Origin of the sequence: Pseudomonas sp. PAMC 26793 (assembly GCF_000313235.1) — a bacterium.
Lineage (GTDB): Bacteria > Pseudomonadota > Gammaproteobacteria > Pseudomonadales > Pseudomonadaceae > Aquipseudomonas > Aquipseudomonas yamanorum.
On the sequence record NZ_AMXG01000038.1, the window covers coordinates 509,945 to 525,821 of the forward strand.

15 protein-coding genes and 1 pseudogene are annotated in these 15,877 nt (G+C 61.9%); 2 read left to right on the top strand and 14 right to left on the bottom strand.

The annotated features are described in order from the left end of the window. Positions 1 to 6: 6 nt before the first annotated feature. The 14 genes and pseudogenes from urtE to D109_RS0119820 form a co-directional block, all read right to left on the bottom strand. Positions 7 to 705 carry an urea ABC transporter ATP-binding subunit UrtE gene (gene urtE / locus D109_RS0119755; protein WP_017478391.1) on the bottom strand — a complete coding sequence of 233 codons (699 nt, stop codon included), beginning with the start codon at positions 703 to 705 and terminating at the stop codon, positions 7 to 9. Between the two features lie 127 nt (positions 706 to 832). After that, complete coding sequence (gene urtD / locus D109_RS0119760) at positions 833 to 1,693, bottom strand: urea ABC transporter ATP-binding protein UrtD (protein ID WP_003217378.1); 861 nt, start codon at positions 1,691 to 1,693, stop codon at positions 833 to 835. Continuing rightward, on the bottom strand, positions 1,690 to 2,769 hold the full coding sequence (gene urtC, locus D109_RS0119765) for an urea ABC transporter permease subunit UrtC (protein WP_017478393.1): 1,080 nt from the start codon (positions 2,767 to 2,769) through the stop codon (positions 1,690 to 1,692). The genes urtD and urtC overlap by 4 nt, the downstream gene beginning before the upstream one ends. Beyond that, entirely contained in the window at positions 2,769 to 4,271 is a 1,503-nt protein-coding gene (gene urtB, locus D109_RS0119770) for an urea ABC transporter permease subunit UrtB (RefSeq protein WP_017478394.1), read from the bottom strand. The genes urtC and urtB overlap by 1 nt, the downstream gene beginning before the upstream one ends. A gap of 132 nt (positions 4,272 to 4,403) precedes the next feature. Beyond that, positions 4,404 to 5,669, bottom strand: a complete 1,266-nt coding sequence (gene urtA, locus D109_RS0119775) for an urea ABC transporter substrate-binding protein (protein WP_003217372.1) — start codon at positions 5,667 to 5,669, stop codon at positions 4,404 to 4,406. Between the two features lie 183 nt (positions 5,670 to 5,852). Further along, complete coding sequence (locus D109_RS0119780) at positions 5,853 to 6,863, bottom strand: iron ABC transporter permease (protein ID WP_017478395.1); 1,011 nt, start codon at positions 6,861 to 6,863, stop codon at positions 5,853 to 5,855. After that, the gene (locus D109_RS0119785; RefSeq protein WP_017478396.1) at positions 6,860 to 7,807 is read right to left on the bottom strand and encodes an ABC transporter substrate-binding protein; all 948 of its coding nucleotides are present in this window, start codon (positions 7,805 to 7,807) and stop codon (positions 6,860 to 6,862) included. Before D109_RS0119785 ends, D109_RS0119780 begins: the two co-directional genes overlap by 4 nt. Beyond that, complete coding sequence (locus D109_RS0119790; RefSeq protein ID WP_017478397.1) at positions 7,804 to 8,592, bottom strand: ABC transporter ATP-binding protein; 789 nt, start codon at positions 8,590 to 8,592, stop codon at positions 7,804 to 7,806. Before D109_RS0119790 ends, D109_RS0119785 begins: the two co-directional genes overlap by 4 nt. 139 nt (positions 8,593 to 8,731) lie before the next feature. Further along, positions 8,732 to 9,010: pseudogene (locus tag D109_RS0119795) on the bottom strand (TonB-dependent receptor domain-containing protein); the annotation flags it as partial. A gap of 248 nt (positions 9,011 to 9,258) precedes the next feature. Next, complete coding sequence (locus tag D109_RS0119800) at positions 9,259 to 10,641, bottom strand: PepSY domain-containing protein (protein ID WP_026078093.1); 1,383 nt, start codon at positions 10,639 to 10,641, stop codon at positions 9,259 to 9,261. A 118-nt stretch (positions 10,642 to 10,759) separates the two neighbouring features. Further along, positions 10,760 to 12,832, bottom strand: coding sequence for a TonB-dependent copper receptor (locus D109_RS0119805; RefSeq protein WP_032868772.1), 2,073 nt, complete (start codon positions 12,830 to 12,832; stop codon positions 10,760 to 10,762). A 93-nt stretch (positions 12,833 to 12,925) separates the two neighbouring features. Then, the gene (locus tag D109_RS0119810) at positions 12,926 to 13,297 is read right to left on the bottom strand and encodes a DUF2946 domain-containing protein (protein WP_017478401.1); all 372 of its coding nucleotides are present in this window, start codon (positions 13,295 to 13,297) and stop codon (positions 12,926 to 12,928) included. Between the two features lie 64 nt (positions 13,298 to 13,361). After that, on the bottom strand, positions 13,362 to 13,844 hold the full coding sequence (locus D109_RS0119815) for a copper chaperone PCu(A)C (protein ID WP_017478402.1): 483 nt from the start codon (positions 13,842 to 13,844) through the stop codon (positions 13,362 to 13,364). A 46-nt stretch (positions 13,845 to 13,890) separates the two neighbouring features. Continuing rightward, complete coding sequence (locus D109_RS0119820) at positions 13,891 to 14,286, bottom strand: DUF2946 domain-containing protein (protein ID WP_017478403.1); 396 nt, start codon at positions 14,284 to 14,286, stop codon at positions 13,891 to 13,893. 278 nt (positions 14,287 to 14,564) lie between these two features. Between D109_RS0119820 and D109_RS0119825 the strand changes: the two genes are divergently transcribed. Next, positions 14,565 to 15,011 carry a DMT family transporter gene (locus tag D109_RS0119825; RefSeq protein ID WP_017478404.1) on the top strand — a complete coding sequence of 149 codons (447 nt, stop codon included), beginning with the start codon at positions 14,565 to 14,567 and terminating at the stop codon, positions 15,009 to 15,011. Positions 15,012 to 15,101: 90 nt separating this feature from the next. After that, on the top strand, positions 15,102 to 15,848 hold the full coding sequence (locus tag D109_RS0119830; RefSeq protein ID WP_017478405.1) for a class I SAM-dependent methyltransferase: 747 nt from the start codon (positions 15,102 to 15,104) through the stop codon (positions 15,846 to 15,848). Positions 15,849 to 15,877 lie beyond the last annotated feature (29 nt).

Genomic DNA, 15,877 nt, shown 5'->3' on the forward strand with positions numbered 1-15,877 from the left:
TACAGATTAGATCGTAACGAGCCCGCGCACACCCTCGCTTTCCATATTTTCTCCGCGCCCCTGCTGGACGATTTCGCCCCGGGACATCACCAGGTACTGGTCGGCCAGTTCAGCGGCAAAATCATAGAACTGCTCCACCAGCAGAATCGCCATGTCACCGCGTGCCGCGAGCTTCTTGATCACCGCACCGATCTCCTTGATCACCGACGGCTGGATGCCTTCGGTGGGCTCGTCGAGGATCAACAGGCGCGGGCGGCTGGCCAGGGCTCGGCCGATAGCCAGCTGTTGCTGCTGGCCGCCGGACAAGTCGCCGCCCCGGCGTTGCTTCATTTGCAGCAGCACCGGGAACAGCTCGTAGATGAAGGCCGGCACTTCCTTGGCTTCGGAGCCGGGGAAGCGCGACAGGCCCATCAGCAGGTTTTCTTCTACTGTCAGGCGGCCAAAAATCTCCCGGCCCTGGGGCACGTAGGCGATACCGGCGTGCACCCGCTGGTGCGGCTTGAAGCCGGTAATGGCCTTGCCTTCCCAGTTCACCGCGCCTTCCTTGGCCGGCAGCAAGCCCATCAGGCACTTGAGCAATGTGGTCTTGCCCACGCCGTTGCGGCCCAGCAGGCAGGTGACTTCGCCGACTTTTACCTCAAAGGAAAGCCCGCGCAGGATGTGGCTACCGCCGTAATACTGGTGCAGCTTGTCGACTTGCAGCATGTTCAGTTCCCCTTAATGATCGTTCCCACGCTCTGCGTGGGAATGCCGCAATGGACGCTCCGCGTCCGCCGTGTGACGCAGAGCGTCACCGGATGCATTCCCACGCGGAGCGTGGGAACGATCAGGTTCAGCGACCGAGGTAAACCTCGATCACCCGCTCATTTTCCTGCACCTGCTCCAGGGACCCTTCGGCCAGCACGCTGCCCTGGTGCAACACCGTCACATGGTCGGCAATCGAGCCGACAAAGCCCATGTCGTGCTCCACCACCATCAGCGAGTGCTTGCCCGCCAGGCGCTTGAACAGTTCGGCGGTGAACTCGGTTTCGGCGTCGGTCATGCCCGCCACCGGTTCGTCCAGCAGCAACAGTTGCGGGTCCTGCATCAGCAGCATGCCGATTTCCAGGAACTGCTTCTGGCCGTGGGACAGCAAGCCGGCGGGGCGGTTGACCGAGGCGGTCAGGCGGATGGTGTCGAGGACTTCGCTGATGCGGTCTTTCTGCTCGCCGCTCAAGCGCGCCCGCAGGCTGGCCCACACCGACTTGTCGGTCTTCTGCGCCAGCTCGAGGTTTTCGAACACGCTGAGGGCTTCGAATACCGTGGGCTTCTGGAACTTGCGACCGATGCCGGCCTGGGCGATCTGCACTTCGCTCATGCTGGTCAGGTCGAGGGTTTCACCGAACCAGGCCTTGCCGTGGCTGGGCCGGGTCTTGCCGGTGATCACGTCCATCAGCGTGGTCTTGCCCGCGCCGTTGGGGCCGATGATGCAGCGCAATTCGCCGACGCCGATGTACAGGTTCAAGTCGTTCAACGCCTTGAAACCGTCGAAGCTGACGCTGATGTCTTCCAGGGTCAGGATGGTGCCGTGGCGGGTGTTCAGGCCTTTGCCGGCCGCCTGGCCGAGGCCGATGGCATCGCGGGCGCTGCCCTGGTCTTTGTTGGGTTCAAGGATAGGTTCGAGCATAAATTCCGCCGTCGCTGTGATCCTCATTGGTCGCCCCTTTTCTTCAGCAGGCCAATCACACCCTTGGGCAAATACAGGGTGACGATAATGAACAGCGCACCGAGGAAGAACAGCCAATACTCAGGAAACGCCACGGTGAACCAGCTCTTCATGCCGTTGACCACACCGGCGCCCAGCAGCGGGCCGATCAAGGTTCCACGCCCGCCGAGGGCCACCCACACGGCGGCCTCGATGGAGTTGGTCGGCGACATTTCGCTGGGGTTGATGATGCCCACTTGCGGCACATACAACGCGCCCGCCAAACCACACAGCACCGCGCTCAACACCCAGACAAACAGCTTGAAGCCACGCGGGTCGTAGCCGCAGAACATCAGGCGGTTTTCCGCATCCCGCAGTGCCGTCAGCACCCGGCCGAACTTGCTCTGGGCCAGGCGCCAGCCGATGTACAGGCTGGCCACCAACAACGCCACGGTGGCCACGAACAGCACCGCCCGCGTGCCCGGCTCGGTGATGCCAAACCCAAGGATGCTGCGGAAATTGGTAAAGCCGTTATTGCCACCAAACCCGGTCTCGTTGCGGAAGAACAGCAGCATCCCGGCGAACGTCAGGGCCTGGGTCATGATCGAAAAGTACACGCCCTTGATCCGCGAGCGGAAGGCGAAGAACCCGAACACCAGCGCCAGCAAGCCCGGTGCCAACACCACCAGGCACATCGCCCAGAGGAAGTGGCTGGTGCCGGTCCAGTACCACGGCAATTCGGTCCACGACAAAAAGGTCATGAACGCCGGCAGCTCATCACCGGACGCCTGGCGCATCAGGTACATGCCCATGGCATAGCCGCCCAGCGCAAAGAACAGGCCGTGGCCGAGGGACAACATCCCGGCATAACCCCACACCAGGTCCAGCGCGAGAGCGACGATGGCGTAGCACAGAATCTTGCCTACCAACGTCAGCGTATAGGCGGAAACGTGCAGCGGGTTTTCCGGTGACAACAGCGAGAACAACGGCAACGCCAGCAGCAGCATCAGCACCACTGCACCGACTGCGACGGTCACCTTGGGGCCGGCCTTTTGCGCGGCTGTGAGCATCAATGGCTGGTTCATCAGTCGATCACCCGTCCTTTCAGTGCGAAGAGTCCCTGCGGGCGTTTCTGGATGAACAGAATGATCAGCGCGAGGATCAGGATCTTGCCGAGTACGGCACCGATCTGCGGTTCGAGGATCTTGTTGGCGATCCCCAGGCCGAAGGCGGCCATGACGCTACCGGCCAACTGGCCGACGCCACCGAGCACCACCACCAGGAACGAGTCGATGATGTAGCTCTGGCCGAGGTCCGGGCCGACGTTGCCGATCTGGCTCAGGGCCACGCCACCGAGGCCGGCGATGCCGGAGCCGAGGCCGAAGGCGAGCATGTCCACGCGCCCGGTGGGCACGCCGCAGCAGGCGGCCATGTTGCGGTTCTGGGTCACGGCGCGCACGTTGAGGCCCAGGCGCGTCTTGTTCAACAGCAGCCAGGTCAGCACCACCACGAACAGCGCGAAGGCGATGATCACGATGCGGTTGTACGGCAGCACCAGGTTGGGCAGCACCTGAATCCCGCCGGACAGCCACTCGGGGTTGGCCACTTCAACGTTCTGGGCGCCGAACACCAGGCGCACCAACTGGATCAGCATCAGGCTGATGCCCCAGGTGGCGAGCAGGGTTTCCAATGGGCGGCCGTAGAGGTGACGAATCACCGTGCGTTCCAGGGCCATGCCGATGGCGGCGGTGACAAAAAATGCCACCGGCAGCGCGATCAGCGGGTAGAACTCGATGGCTTGGGGCACGTAGCGCTGCATCAGCAACTGCACCACATAGGTGGAGTAGGCGCCGAGCATCAGCATCTCGCCGTGGGCCATGTTGATCACCCCGAGCAAGCCGAACGTGATCGCCAGGCCGAGCGCTGCTAGCAGCAGGATCGAACCCAGGGACATGCCGCTGAAGGCCTGGCCGAGAATCTCGCCCACCATCAATTTGCGTTTGACCTGGGCCAGGCTGGTCTCGGCGGCGGTGTGTACCGTAGCGTCGGCTTCGACGCCGGGGGCGAGCAAGGCTTCCAGGCGGGTGCGGGCCAGCGGGTCGCCGGTGCCGCCGAGCAAGCGCACGGCCGCCAGGCGCACGGCCGGGTCGGGGTCGACCAGTTGCAGGTTGGCCAGGGCGAGGCTGAGGGCGACGTGTACGTCGTCATTGGTTTCGCCGGCGAGTTGCTGGTCGAGGAATTTCAGCTGCGCAGGTTGTGCGCTTTTTTGCAGGGTTTGCGCGGCGGCAAGGCGCACCTTGGGGTCGGCGGCGAGTAATTGCTGGCTGGCTTGCACGTTGTCGATCAAGCCGCGCAGGCGGTTGTTCAGGCGTACGGTCTTGGTCTCACCGTTGACCGTGATCTGGCCTTGTTGCAGGGCGTCCACCAGCTCGATGCGCGCCGGGTCGGGCTGGGCGGCCCAGTCCTGGAGCAGCTTGGCTTGTTGCATCGGGTTGGCGTTGATGAAGTCTTCGGCGTCGCTGGCATGTGCGGCGAAGGGCAGCAACAGCAGGGCGGCGAGGATGAAGCGGTATAGGGCAGTGGGCATGGCAGTTTCCTATAGATCGTTCCCACGCTCTGCGTGGGAATGCCGCCTTGGACGCTCTGCGTCCGCTGTGTGACGCGGAGCGTCACGGGATGCATGCCCACGCGGAACGTGGGAACGATCAGCGCGGCGGTCTTAGTTGCTCTTGACGGCGTAATCCGGCTTCTTGTCATTACCCGGAATGTACGGGCTCCACGGCTGTGCACGAATCGGCTCCTGGGTCTGCCACACCACCGAGAACTGCCCGTCAGACTGGATCTCACCGATCATCACCGGCTTGTGCAGGTGGTGGTTGGTCTTGTCCATGGTCAGGGTGAAACCGGACGGCGCGGCAAAGGTCTGCCCGGCCATGGCTTCACGCACTTTGTCGACGTCGGTGGACTTGGCTTTCTCCACCGCCTGCGCCCACATATGGATACCCACGTAGGTGGCTTCCATCGGGTCGTTGGTCACGGCTTTATCCGCGCCCGGCAGGTTGTGGGCCTTGGCATAGGCTTTCCAGTCGGCGACGAATTTCTTGTTCACCGGGTTCTCCACCGACTGGAAGTAGTTCCAGGCGGCGAGGTTGCCCACCAGCGGCTTGGTGTCGATGCCGCGCAGTTCTTCTTCACCCACGGAGAAGGCAACGACCGGCACGTCGGTGGCCTTCAGGCCCTGGTTGGCCAGCTCTTTGTAGAACGGCACGTTGGAGTCGCCATTCACGGTGGAGATCACCGCAGTCTTGCCGCCGGCCGAGAATTTCTTGATGTTGGCCACGATGGTCTGGTAATCGCTGTGGCCGAACGGGGTGTAGACCTCTTCGATGTCTTTATCCGCTACGCCCTTGGAGTGCAGGAACGAACGCAAAATCTTGTTGGTGGTGCGCGGGTACACGTAGTCGGTACCCAGCAGGAAGAAGCGCTTGGCGCCGCCGCCTTCTTCGCTCATCAGGTATTCCACCGCCGGGATCGCCTGCTGGTTCGGCGCCGCACCGGTATAGAACACGTTCGGCGACATCTCTTCGCCTTCGTATTGCACCGGGTAGAACAGCAGGCCGTTGAGTTCTTCGAACACCGGCAATACCGATTTGCGCGACACCGAGGTCCAGCAACCGAACACCACGGCGACCTTGTCCTGGGTCAGCAACTGACGGCCCTTTTCAGCGAACAGCGGCCAGTTCGACGCCGGGTCCACCACCACCGGCTCGAGCATCTTGCCGTTCACACCACCCTTGGCGTTGATCTCGTCGATGGTCATCAGCGCCATGTCTTTCAGCGAGGTCTCGGAGATTGCCATGGTCCCGGACAGCGAGTGCAGGATGCCGACCTTGATGGTCTCGGCGGCCTGCACCGTCCAGGTCATGCCCATCGCGGCGATGGATGCCGACAGTGTGAAAGCCTTGATCAAGCTGCGACGCTTCATTGTGCAATCTCCATGACTCAACGTTGTGATGAGGGAGTGATTGCAAGGGGTGTGCCTAGTCGGCAAAAGGCAGGAAATGGTCGTTTTTGCGCCTTGGCCAGCGACAGCGGCGCACCATGAACTGGCACCGAAGGCGCGCTGGTGCGCCAATGTGCGCTACAACGGGGCGATGGCGAAAGGGCGTCAGCGCTTGCGCATCAAACCGATAAAAAACAGCCCGCCGATGGCCGCCGTGGCCACGCCGATGGGCAGGTCTTCGGGGGCGATCATCGTGCGGGCGGCCACATCGACCCACACCAGGAACACGCTGCCCAACAGCACACACACCGGCAGCAAACGCCGGTGTTCGGCACCCACAAGGCGCCGGGCAATGTGCGGCACCATCAGCCCGACAAAGCCGATGGAGCCGCTGATGGACACCAACACGCCGGTCATCAGGGAGGCGATCAAAAACACTTTGAGCCGCACATTGCGCGCGTTCAGGCCCAGGGTTACGGCGGTCTGTTCGCCGGCCATCAGCGCGTTCAACGGACGCGCCATGCCCAGCAGCAACATCAGCCCCAGCAACACCGTGGCGAACGGAATCGCCAGCAGTTCCCAGCGTGCCAGGCCGAGTCCGCCGAGCATCCAGAACATCACCGCCGAGGCCGCGCGATGGTCGCCCATGAACAGCAGCAAGTTGGCCACCGCCATCATCACGAATGACACCGCCACCCCGCACAGCAGCAACCGGTCGCTCTCCAGTCGACCGTTGCGACTGGCCACCGCCAGCACCACGATCATGCTCAGCAAGGCACCGATGAACGCCGCGATGGGCAGGGTCAGCAAGCCGATCACTTCACCCACATGCAACACCACGATCACCGCGCCGAGGGTGGCGCCGGAGGTCACACCCAGCAGGTGCGGGTCAGCCAGCGGGTTGCGTGTGACGGCCTGCAACACCGCACCGATCAACGCCAGTCCGGCGCCCACCAGGGCACCGAGCAACATGCGCGGCACGCGGATCAGCCACACGATATGTTCCTGCCCGGCGCTCCAGTCCACCTCGCCCATGCCGAAGGCTTTATGCAGCAGGATCCGCCACACCACGTCCACCGGCACCCGCGCCGAGCCGAACCCCAGCGAGACCACGCACGAGATCAGCAACAACGCGCCGAGGGCACTCAGCAGCAGGGCATAGCGACGGGTGATCATTCGCCGTGGAACCCCTTGGCCAGGGTTTCAACCGCCACCACGTTGTCGATGCCCGGCGTGGCTTGCACGTAGGGGATGACGATAAAGCGTTGGTTCTTGATGGCGTCCACCGATTGCAGCGCCGGGTTGTTCAGCAGGAACTGCTCTTTTTGCTCGGCGGTGATTTCGCTGTAGTCGACGATCACGATGACCTGCGGGTTGCGCTCCACCACGGTTTCCCAGTTGACCCGGGTCCAGCTGGCGTCCACGTCGTCGAGGATATTGCGCCCGCCGGCGGCATCGATCAGCGCTTGGGGCATGCCCAGGCGGCCAGAGGTCATGGCGCGGTCTTCGCCGCTGTCGTAGAGGAATACGCGAGGCTTGTCGGCCGGCAGGTTTTTCTGCACTTCGGCGACCTGTGCCTGCATCTGTGCGATCAGTGCATTGGCGCGGTCCTGCACGTCGAAGATCTTGCCCAGGTTGCGCAGGTCGTTATAGGTATCTTCCAGGGTGGCCGCCGGGCGCTTCATCACGAAGGCACAGGACTCGGTCAGCTCGTAGACGTTGATGCCCAACGGTTGCAGGGTTTGCGGGGTGAGGTCGCCACCGACGCGCATGCCGTAGTCCCAGCCGGCGAAGAAGAAGTCGACGTTGGCGTTGAGCAGGGTTTCCACCGACGGGTATTTGCTCGCCAGTTCCGGCAGGCCGTCGAGGATCTGCGCCATTTCCGGGGTGACCGACTTCCAGCCGGTGACGCCGCTGTAGCCAGCCATGTGCGACTTGAGGCCCAGGGCGAGCATCATCTGGGTCATGTTGATGTCGTGGCTGACCGCGTGTTTCGGCGCCTCGGCGAAGGTCACCTCGCGGTTGCAGCTCTTGATTTTCAGCGGGTAATGGGTCGCTTCGGCGAACGCCTGGCAAGTGCCGAGCAGCAACGCGAGAGACAGCAGGGAGCGCAGGATCATGGTTGGGTTATCCAGGTAATTCGGGGGTAGCCGGACAAGGGGTGAGTGTCGATCAAAGCTTCAACGCCGAACACTTCGCGCAGTAATTCGGCGGTCAGTACCTCGTGAGGTGTGCCGCTGGCGACGATACGCCCGTGGTTGATCACGTACAGCCGATCACAGAACGCTGCGGCCAGGTTCAGGTCATGAATGCTGGCCAGGGTGCCGATGTTCAGGCGCTTGACCCGTTGCAGCAACTGCAGCTGGTAGCGTGGGTCGAGGTGGTTGGTGGGTTCGTCGAGGATCAGCAGTTGCGGTTGCTGCGCCAGGGCACGGGCGAGGATCACCCGCTGCTTTTCACCGCCCGAGAGGGTGGCAAAGGCGTGGTCTTCAAAGCCCAGCAGGCCGACGGATTCGAGGGCCTGGCGGATCAGGTTGCGGTCTTCAACGGTGTCGCTGTCGAACAGCCCTTTATGAGGCGTGCGGCCCATGGCGACCACTTCATCCACCCGCAGGCCGAACGCATCGGGAAATTCCTGGAGCACCACGGCGATACGTTGCGCGCACCACTTCGAGGATTGCTTCCAGACGTTCTGGTGTTCCAGCAGTACCTCACCTTCGGCCGGTTTGCTGAACCGATAGGCGCACCGCAGCAGGCTAGTCTTGCCACTGCCGTTGGGGCCGATCAGCCCGACAAACTCACCGGCACCCACCCGCAGGCTGGCATCACGCAGTTGGAACTGGTGATGGCAGTGCTCGTGGCCGGCAGGGGCCCAGGCGAGGTCGGTGAGGTTGAGTGAGGTCATCTTTACTCTCAGGTCCAACACAGGACAAATGTGGGAGCGGGCTTGCTCGCGAAAGCGGTGGATCAGTAACCGATACAGTGCCTGACACACCGCATTCGCGAGCAAGCCCGCTCCCACATTTGGACAGTGTTGCGTTCAGTTAGAAGGTGTAGTCCGCCGTCACAAAGAACGACCTGGGCTCGCCCAGGATCCATTGCTGGCCGTCATTGTATTGGCTGACGGCGTAGGTGCGGTCAAACAGGTTATTCAATTGCAGGCCCAATGTCGTGTTACGCATGGCTTTCCACGACACGCTGGCATCGACCATGGTGTAGCTCGGCACTTCGCTGGTGTTGGCGGCGTTGGCGAAACGCGAGTCTACATAACGCACGCCGGCACCGGCGCGAACGTCGTCAGCGATGGCCTTGCTCACCAACAGCTTCTTTTTGACGATGTGATAGGCCGCCAGCGTCAGGGCCTTGGCAGTGTTTTGCAGGGCGAGCAGGCACAGGCCGGACGCAAGGTACTTGTTCATCGGACGATAAATCGCTTCTTCGAGGCGGTACTCGCCGCAAGGCGCGGCGAGTGGGGGAGCGCATTAAGTGTTACAACATAACACTTTGTGTGGCGTGGGCGAAAGCCCGCGCAAGACTACATAACGCCTCCATGCAGGGCATCTCGCCTGTTTCACGCTGAACCTGAAGCCGATTCACGTTGGCCAAACCATCGCGAAAGCACCAGGCGATCCAGTGCCCAGACCACGATCAACGAGGCGCCCACCAGCGGAAAGACAATCGCCAGCCCGAGCATGATCACCATCGCGGTTTTCCATTTCGGCAGGTCATGGCGCAGCGGTGGAACCCCCAGCCCACCCTGCGGCCGGCGCTTCCACCAGATCACCACACCGCTGACGGCACTGAGCAGGATCATCAGGCAGATCAGCAGCACGATGATCTGGTTGACCACGCCAAACATCTTGCCCTCGTGCAGCATCACGCCGGATTCGGTAACCCGCGCCACGCTGTTGTAGTGCTCCCAGCGCACATCGGCCAGGACCTTGCCGGTGTATTGGTCCACATGCAGGGTCGCGTCATTGCGCGGGTCGTTGGCGAACACCGCGATGGTGAACACGCCTTCGGCGGTGGTGGGGAAGGTGATGCTGTAGCCGGGCTCGACCTTGCGTGAGTTGGCAAGGTCGACCACCTGTTGCAGGCGGATGCCCGGGGCTGCCGGGGCCTGGCTCATGACGGCGTGTTTCATGTGCTCGGCATGCTCGCCGGACATCGGCATCGGCGTGTTTTCCATCGCCCACGGCACGGTCTGTTGGCTCGCGGTGTTGAGGCTGCGGGCCTGTTGGTCGGACTGCGGTACGTTGTTCCACATCGCCGCCGGGAATCTATTCCACAGTTCCGCATATTGCTTGCCCCAGAAGCCGGTCCAGGTCATGCCGCTGAGCAGCATCACCAGCAGGAACGCCGCGCCCCAGAAGCCAGCGACTGCGTGCAAATCCCGCCAGAACAAGCGGCCGCGACTGCCCAGCCGTGGCCACAAAATGCCCGCTGCTGACTTGTTTCGCGGCCACCACAAGTACAGGCCCGAGATCACCAGCATCACGCCCCAGCCGGCAGCCAGTTCCACCAGACGATCACCGACGGTGCCGATCATCAACTCGCCATGCAGCGCGCGGGCGATGGCTTGCAGGTTGTACTTGGCGTCCTGTTCGCCGAGCACGGTGCCGCGATACGGGTCGATGAATACCGTCACGTCGTGACCGTCGTTATGCATCACGAATTGCGCGCTGCTGGTGGTGTCGGCAGGGGGCAGGTACTTGCTGATCTTGCCTTGGGGATAGGCGGCCTGGGCGCGTTGCAGTTGCTCGTCGGCACTCAGTGGGTGCTCGGCGCTTTGCACCGTCAGCAGGTTGCCGTACATCAGCGGGTCGAGCTGAGGCTTGAACAGGTAGATGATGCCGGTCAGGGCCAGCAGCACCATGAAGGGTGCGACAAACAGCCCGGCGTAAAAATGCCAGCGCCAGGCCAGGTTGTAGAAGGAAATCTTCGGTGGGTTCATCAGGGTGTGCTCCGCAAAGGCTTGGATTTTTTGTGTTATCGAGGACGCCATCGCGAGCAAGCCCGCTCCCACAGGGGTATGCATTGCAACTGTGGGAGCGGGCTTGCCTGCGATGCGCTTAGAAGCTCATGTCCACCTTGGTCCAGAGCGTACGCCCCGGTTCCTTGATGGCCTGCGGGTCATTGGCCGGGTAGCCGAACCCGGCGTTGCCGGCCAGGTTCAGGTGCTCGGCGTACGCCTTGCCGAACAGGTTGTCGACGCCGGTGCTGACCTTGAAGTTTTTGTTGATGCGATACGCCGCGTTCAGGGAGAACACGCCAAAGCCCGAGCTCTTGTCGAAGTCCTTGCCCACCACGTTGCCCTTGTTCTGGTCGATGCGGTTTTGCGCCGCGACCACCCGCCACAAGGCACCGGCGCTCCAGTCGTCCTGGCTGTAGGTGAGCCCGAAGCGCGCATCCAGCGGCGGGATCTGCGGCAGCGGCTTGCCGTCGCTGCTGTTCTTGCCCCAGGCGTAGGCGAAGGTGGCGTCGGCTTTCCAGTTGGCGGTCAGCTTGTAGGCTGCGCCCAGTTCACCGCCCATGATTCGCGCGTCCACATTGCGCGCCTGGGAGGTGGTGCCCATCATTCCCGGCTGGTAGTCGAACAGGATGAAATCGCGCACCTGGCCGACGTAGCCCGAGGCCCAGGCGTCGAGATCGGCGGATTTGTATTGCAGGCCAAAATCCAGCTGGGTGGTTTTTTCAGGCTTCACACCGTCGAAGGCATTCACGGAACCGACCGACCCGGTGTCGGGAGAAAACAGCTCCCAGTAATCAGGGAAACGCTCCGAGTGCCCAAGCCCTGCGTACAGGGTGGTAGGGCTGTCCGCCAGATCGTGCTCGTAGCGCACAAAGCCGGACGGCAGCGTATCGGCGCGGGTTTTACCGGCGGTGGGGTTGGGGCTGCTCATCATCCCGGAGCTGATGGTTTGCCGGAAATCCTTGGCCGAGGCACGGTCCACACGGGCGCCGGTGATCAGGCGGTCGCGGTCGGCGGCGTACCAGGTCAGTTCGCCGAACACGCCGTAGTTGTGGAAGTTGGCGTCCTTGCTACGGGGCAGGTCCTTGTAGGTGTCGACGCCCATGGCACTGCGTTGGCGGTGCTCATTGGTTTGCGCATCAAGGCCGCTGATCAACTGCACATCGGCCCAGCGCCAGGTGGCCTTGATACGGGCCCCCAGAGTACGGCGATCGACGTTGGCCGCCATGGGCCCGGCCATCATCCCGGTGCCTGAGGGGACGCGCAGGGTGTAGTTGTCCATCACATGGTCGGCGTAGTTGTAGTAGACCTGCGCTTCGACCTTATCCAGCACCTCGCCGATATTCGATTTCTCGAAGCGCAATCCGAGGCTCTCGCGCAAAAACTGCGAGCCATCCATGCCGCGCCCGGCGTAACGGGCTTCGCCATCGCCACGGCCAGCGGTGAGTTCCAGCAAGGTGTCGGCGTCCGGGGTCCAGCCCACGGCCACGTCGCCGTTCCATTTGTCGTAGCGCGAGGCGACGGTGTCGTTGTTGCCGTCCTTGTAGTCATCGGCGTGGGCCTGGTTGCCGATCACCCGCACATACCCCAGCGGCCCGCCGGCTGCCGCATCGACAACTTTATCGAAGCGCCCGTTGGAGCCCGCCAGGATGCTGGCGTTGACCCGCGTGCCCAACTCGCCGAACTGCTCGGGCTCGCGCTCGAACAGGACCGTGCCGGCTGAAGCACCCGGGCCCCAGAGTACGGTTTGCGGGCCTTTGATGACCGTCAGCTTGTCGTAGGTTTCCGGCGAGATATAGGAGGTGGGCGCATCCATCCGGCCGGGGCAGGCGCCGAGCATCATGCTGCCGTTGGTGAGGATGTTCAGGCGTGAGCCGAACATGCCCCGCAGCACCGGGTCACCGTTGGTGCCGCCGTTGCGCACCAGGGCGAAGCCGGGGATGGTCTTGAGGTAGTCGCCGCCATCGCTGGCGGGCACCGGTTGGCGCGGGTCTTTCGGGTTAGTGACGACGGTCAGCGGCGAGCTCGGGGCGATCGCGGTGATCACCGTCGGGCTCAGTTCATTGTGGTCGGCGTGCTCGTCGGCGTGGACCTGTGGAACCAGCAGCGCGCCACACAGAACAGCGAACACGGGAGTACATCCCAAACGGGTGTCAGCAGAAAACCTGGACATGAAAAATTCCATCAATCATTCGTAAACAACACGGCCAGCAGCCTGCGGCTGTCTGTCTAAAGTCGGCCGGGGTGAAGTAACGGTGTGAAGTGCTTACGCGATGATGGGCGGGGCGCGGCTGCGGGCACCGGGGAACACGGTTTGCCGGGCATGCCCCAGTCGTGGGGCGGGGGTGAGGGCATTGGCGGGTGGCGGGCTGCCAAGGGTGACAAACGACACACTGCCAGGCAGCGCCGGGCAACTGAAAAGCAGGCTGCAATAGCCGCACTTTTCCCAGAGCACGTGGTGTTCGTCGGGGGCCTTGTTGTGGTCGGTCGCAGGCGATGCGTCGCCATGGCAGCTCGGCGCGTCCATGGACATTTCCATGGACATACCGGCGTGATGATCCATCGGCATCGCTTGGGAAATCAGCGGACCGATAAAGATCATCAGCATGGCGAACAGGCTGATCCAGCTGCCGCGCATAAGGCTCACAGGCTTACGGCGGTGTGGGGACAACCTGGCGCGTGGGGCGCCCATCAAGCGTTATCTATTGGGCGTGCATGTGCTCGTGGCCGGCCATGGGCGGTTGCTTCTGCACCGACACTTCCACCTTCACCGCCCCGGCCTTTTCAAAATTCAGGGTCAGCGGGAAATGCTGGCCGTCACGCAATGCGCTGCGGTCCTTCAGGTCCAGCAGCATCACGTGGTAGGCCATGGGGGCGAACGTCAGGTCGCCTTTGGCCGGCACCGCGACGCTGGTCACCTGCTGCATCTTCATCAGGTCGCCCTGCATCACATGCTCATGCAGCTCGGCCTTGGCAGCCACGGGCGTGTCGACGCTGAGCAGCCGGTCGGCGTTTTCGCCCTGGTTATGAATCACGAAATACGCCGCGACGGTCGGCGCGTTGGGCGGCAGTTCCTGGGACCAGGGTTCGCTGACCACCAGTTCGCCGACCTTGAAGTCTTCGGCATTGGCAGCAGCACACACCGGCAGCAACAACGCAGCCAGAAGCAGGGAAGATTTGAGCATGGCAGTTCTCCAGAACGGTTCTAAACGCAGTTCACTTGCGAAGAAATCAGACCGTTGGAGAGGCGCGGGGATTAAGGCTTGGCCATTGCTGGCGCGGGGTAGGGGATTGCAATGACGGCGGTGGCAGGTCTTGCACCGCGTCGAATCGTGCGAAATACAGTGTTGGTGAGTGCCCCGGCAACGCCACTAATGGCGCCGAGCCCGAGCAGCACCAGCAATGCTGCATGGTGGAGTGATCGTCCTGCTGCGGCGCTGGAATCTCCAGCTTGCCCAGGGCAATCGCCGTCAGCTTGTTGGCATTGGAGGAGCAGAAACTGCCCCAGAGCAGTTGGTCGAGGGCATTGTTCGAACGCTGCATCGCCCCGGCCATCGGCATGGCAAACGCATTGAACAGCACTGCAAAGCAGGCGATCCAGGCAAATGCAAAGCGTTGACGGGCCATGGCGGACAATCCGTAGGGTTAAGCGATCAGGTGGGTATTTAGCCTGATCGGGGGGGATAAGTAAAAAGGAGCGGTGTGGTTTGGTGTCGCAGTGCTGGGTTTCAGGATAGACGGGAATCAGGGATTTCCATTTTTTTCAAATGGGCCCGATTCGAATGTGGAGGCCGTCCACGGAAATTTCCGGCTGATCAGTGCGACGAATACAACTCATCAAAACAAAGAATTGGCGCCGACAAACCGATCACCGTAAAACTTCAAAAAAAAGGAAAGTACACTCCATGACCTTACTGATGTTTGTCCTGCTCAGCTTATTCGCCGGCTTCGCAGTGCCCTTGCAAGCCGGGACTAACGCAAAATTAGGCAGTCTCCTGGGCCACCCTTTGTGGGCAACCGCAGTTTCCTTGTTGGTCAGTCTGGTCGTCCTCATCGTTGTCATCATTGTTGTCAAAGCGCCCCGTCCGAACTTGTCGGCGGTACAAGAAGGTCCGTGGTGGATTTGGATGGGCGGTGTCGCAGGTGTGTTTTACATCACCGTCGCCTTATTGATGGCCCCCCGGCTCGGTGCGCTGAACTTCATCATGGCGGTATTGGTCGGCCAGCTTATCGTTTCAATCGCGATTGACTACTTTGGCCTGATCGGCTTTCCCAAGCAGTCTCTTAATATTAATAAACTGGTCGGCGTAATCGTCGTCATTGGAGGTTTTCTTATTACTACGCGCACTTGAAAACAAACGACGGGGTCACCGAAACAGAAGACTTCTTCATGTTCCCGAGTCAGGGATTGACGACAGCTATTATTTTTAAAAGGTGAGGCAATGACTAACCAATCTGCAACTGCTACGTATGACGCCATTGGCGAACGCTTCGAGGCGTTCACGGACACGGCTTCCCAGCGCTCAGTAGAAACCGCGACGTTTTTCCATATGGTCGGTGATGTCAAAGGCAAATCCGTCCTGGACCTGGCCTGCGGCTTCGGTTTCTTTGGCCGTGAGTTGTATCACCAGGGCGCCAGCAAAGTGGTCGGGGTGGATATTTCCGCCTCGATGATTGACCTGGCTCGCAAGGAGTCGGCGCGTAACCAGGAAGCGATCGAGTTCCACGTCAGCGATATCTGCGACCTGGGCATCCTCGGCAAATTCGACCTGGTGACCGCCGCCTGGCTGTTCAACTACGCCGACTCGCCGGCAAAACTGGACAAGATGTTCCAGGTGGTCGCCAAGAATCTCGCCCCCGGCGGCCGCGTCGTGGCCTACACCGTGGAGCCGACGTTCCAACTGCAACGCGGCAACTTCACCAAGTACGGCGTGCATGTGCTGACCGAAGAAGCCCACGAAGGCGGCTTTCGCCACCACGCTGAATTCGTCACCCAGCCGCCCAGCGCCTTCACCTTTCATCGCTGGAGCCGTGAGCGTTATGAACTGGCGATCATGAAGGCCGGCTTCTCGCGCCTGCAATGGCAAAAACCCCTCATCTCCGAAGCCGAACGGGCCAAGCACCCTAAAGGCTATTGGGATGATTTCGAGCGCAACTGCCTGCAAACCGGGCTGATCTGCACCCTATGAAAGCCGGGCACGCGGCACCTGGGTGCGCG

What these genes read in the sequence shown, in the direction of transcription:
- urtE (WP_017478391.1), bottom strand. Translation starts at nt 705, where the DNA reads ATGCTGCAAGTCGACAAGCTGCACCAGTATTACGGCGGTAGCCACATC.
- urtD (WP_003217378.1), bottom strand. Translation starts at nt 1,693, where the DNA reads ATGAGGATCACAGCGACGGCGGAATTTATGCTCGAACCTATCCTTGAA.
- urtC (WP_017478393.1), bottom strand. Translation starts at nt 2,769, where the DNA reads ATGAACCAGCCATTGATGCTCACAGCCGCGCAAAAGGCCGGCCCCAAG.
- urtB (WP_017478394.1), bottom strand. Translation starts at nt 4,271, where the DNA reads ATGCCCACTGCCCTATACCGCTTCATCCTCGCCGCCCTGCTGTTGCTG.
- urtA (WP_003217372.1), bottom strand. Translation starts at nt 5,669, where the DNA reads ATGAAGCGTCGCAGCTTGATCAAGGCTTTCACACTGTCGGCATCCATC.
- D109_RS0119780 (WP_017478395.1), bottom strand. Translation starts at nt 6,863, where the DNA reads ATGATCACCCGTCGCTATGCCCTGCTGCTGAGTGCCCTCGGCGCGTTG.
- D109_RS0119785 (WP_017478396.1), bottom strand. Translation starts at nt 7,807, where the DNA reads ATGATCCTGCGCTCCCTGCTGTCTCTCGCGTTGCTGCTCGGCACTTGC.
- D109_RS0119790 (WP_017478397.1), bottom strand. Translation starts at nt 8,592, where the DNA reads ATGACCTCACTCAACCTCACCGACCTCGCCTGGGCCCCTGCCGGCCAC.
- D109_RS0119800 (WP_026078093.1), bottom strand. Translation starts at nt 10,641, where the DNA reads ATGAACCCACCGAAGATTTCCTTCTACAACCTGGCCTGGCGCTGGCAT.
- D109_RS0119805 (WP_032868772.1), bottom strand. Translation starts at nt 12,832, where the DNA reads ATGTCCAGGTTTTCTGCTGACACCCGTTTGGGATGTACTCCCGTGTTC.
- D109_RS0119810 (WP_017478401.1), bottom strand. Translation starts at nt 13,297, where the DNA reads ATGCGCGGCAGCTGGATCAGCCTGTTCGCCATGCTGATGATCTTTATC.
- D109_RS0119815 (WP_017478402.1), bottom strand. Translation starts at nt 13,844, where the DNA reads ATGCTCAAATCTTCCCTGCTTCTGGCTGCGTTGTTGCTGCCGGTGTGT.
- D109_RS0119820 (WP_017478403.1), bottom strand. Translation starts at nt 14,286, where the DNA reads ATGGCCCGTCAACGCTTTGCATTTGCCTGGATCGCCTGCTTTGCAGTG.
- D109_RS0119825 (WP_017478404.1), top strand. Translation starts at nt 14,565, where the DNA reads ATGACCTTACTGATGTTTGTCCTGCTCAGCTTATTCGCCGGCTTCGCA.
- D109_RS0119830 (WP_017478405.1), top strand. Translation starts at nt 15,102, where the DNA reads ATGACTAACCAATCTGCAACTGCTACGTATGACGCCATTGGCGAACGC.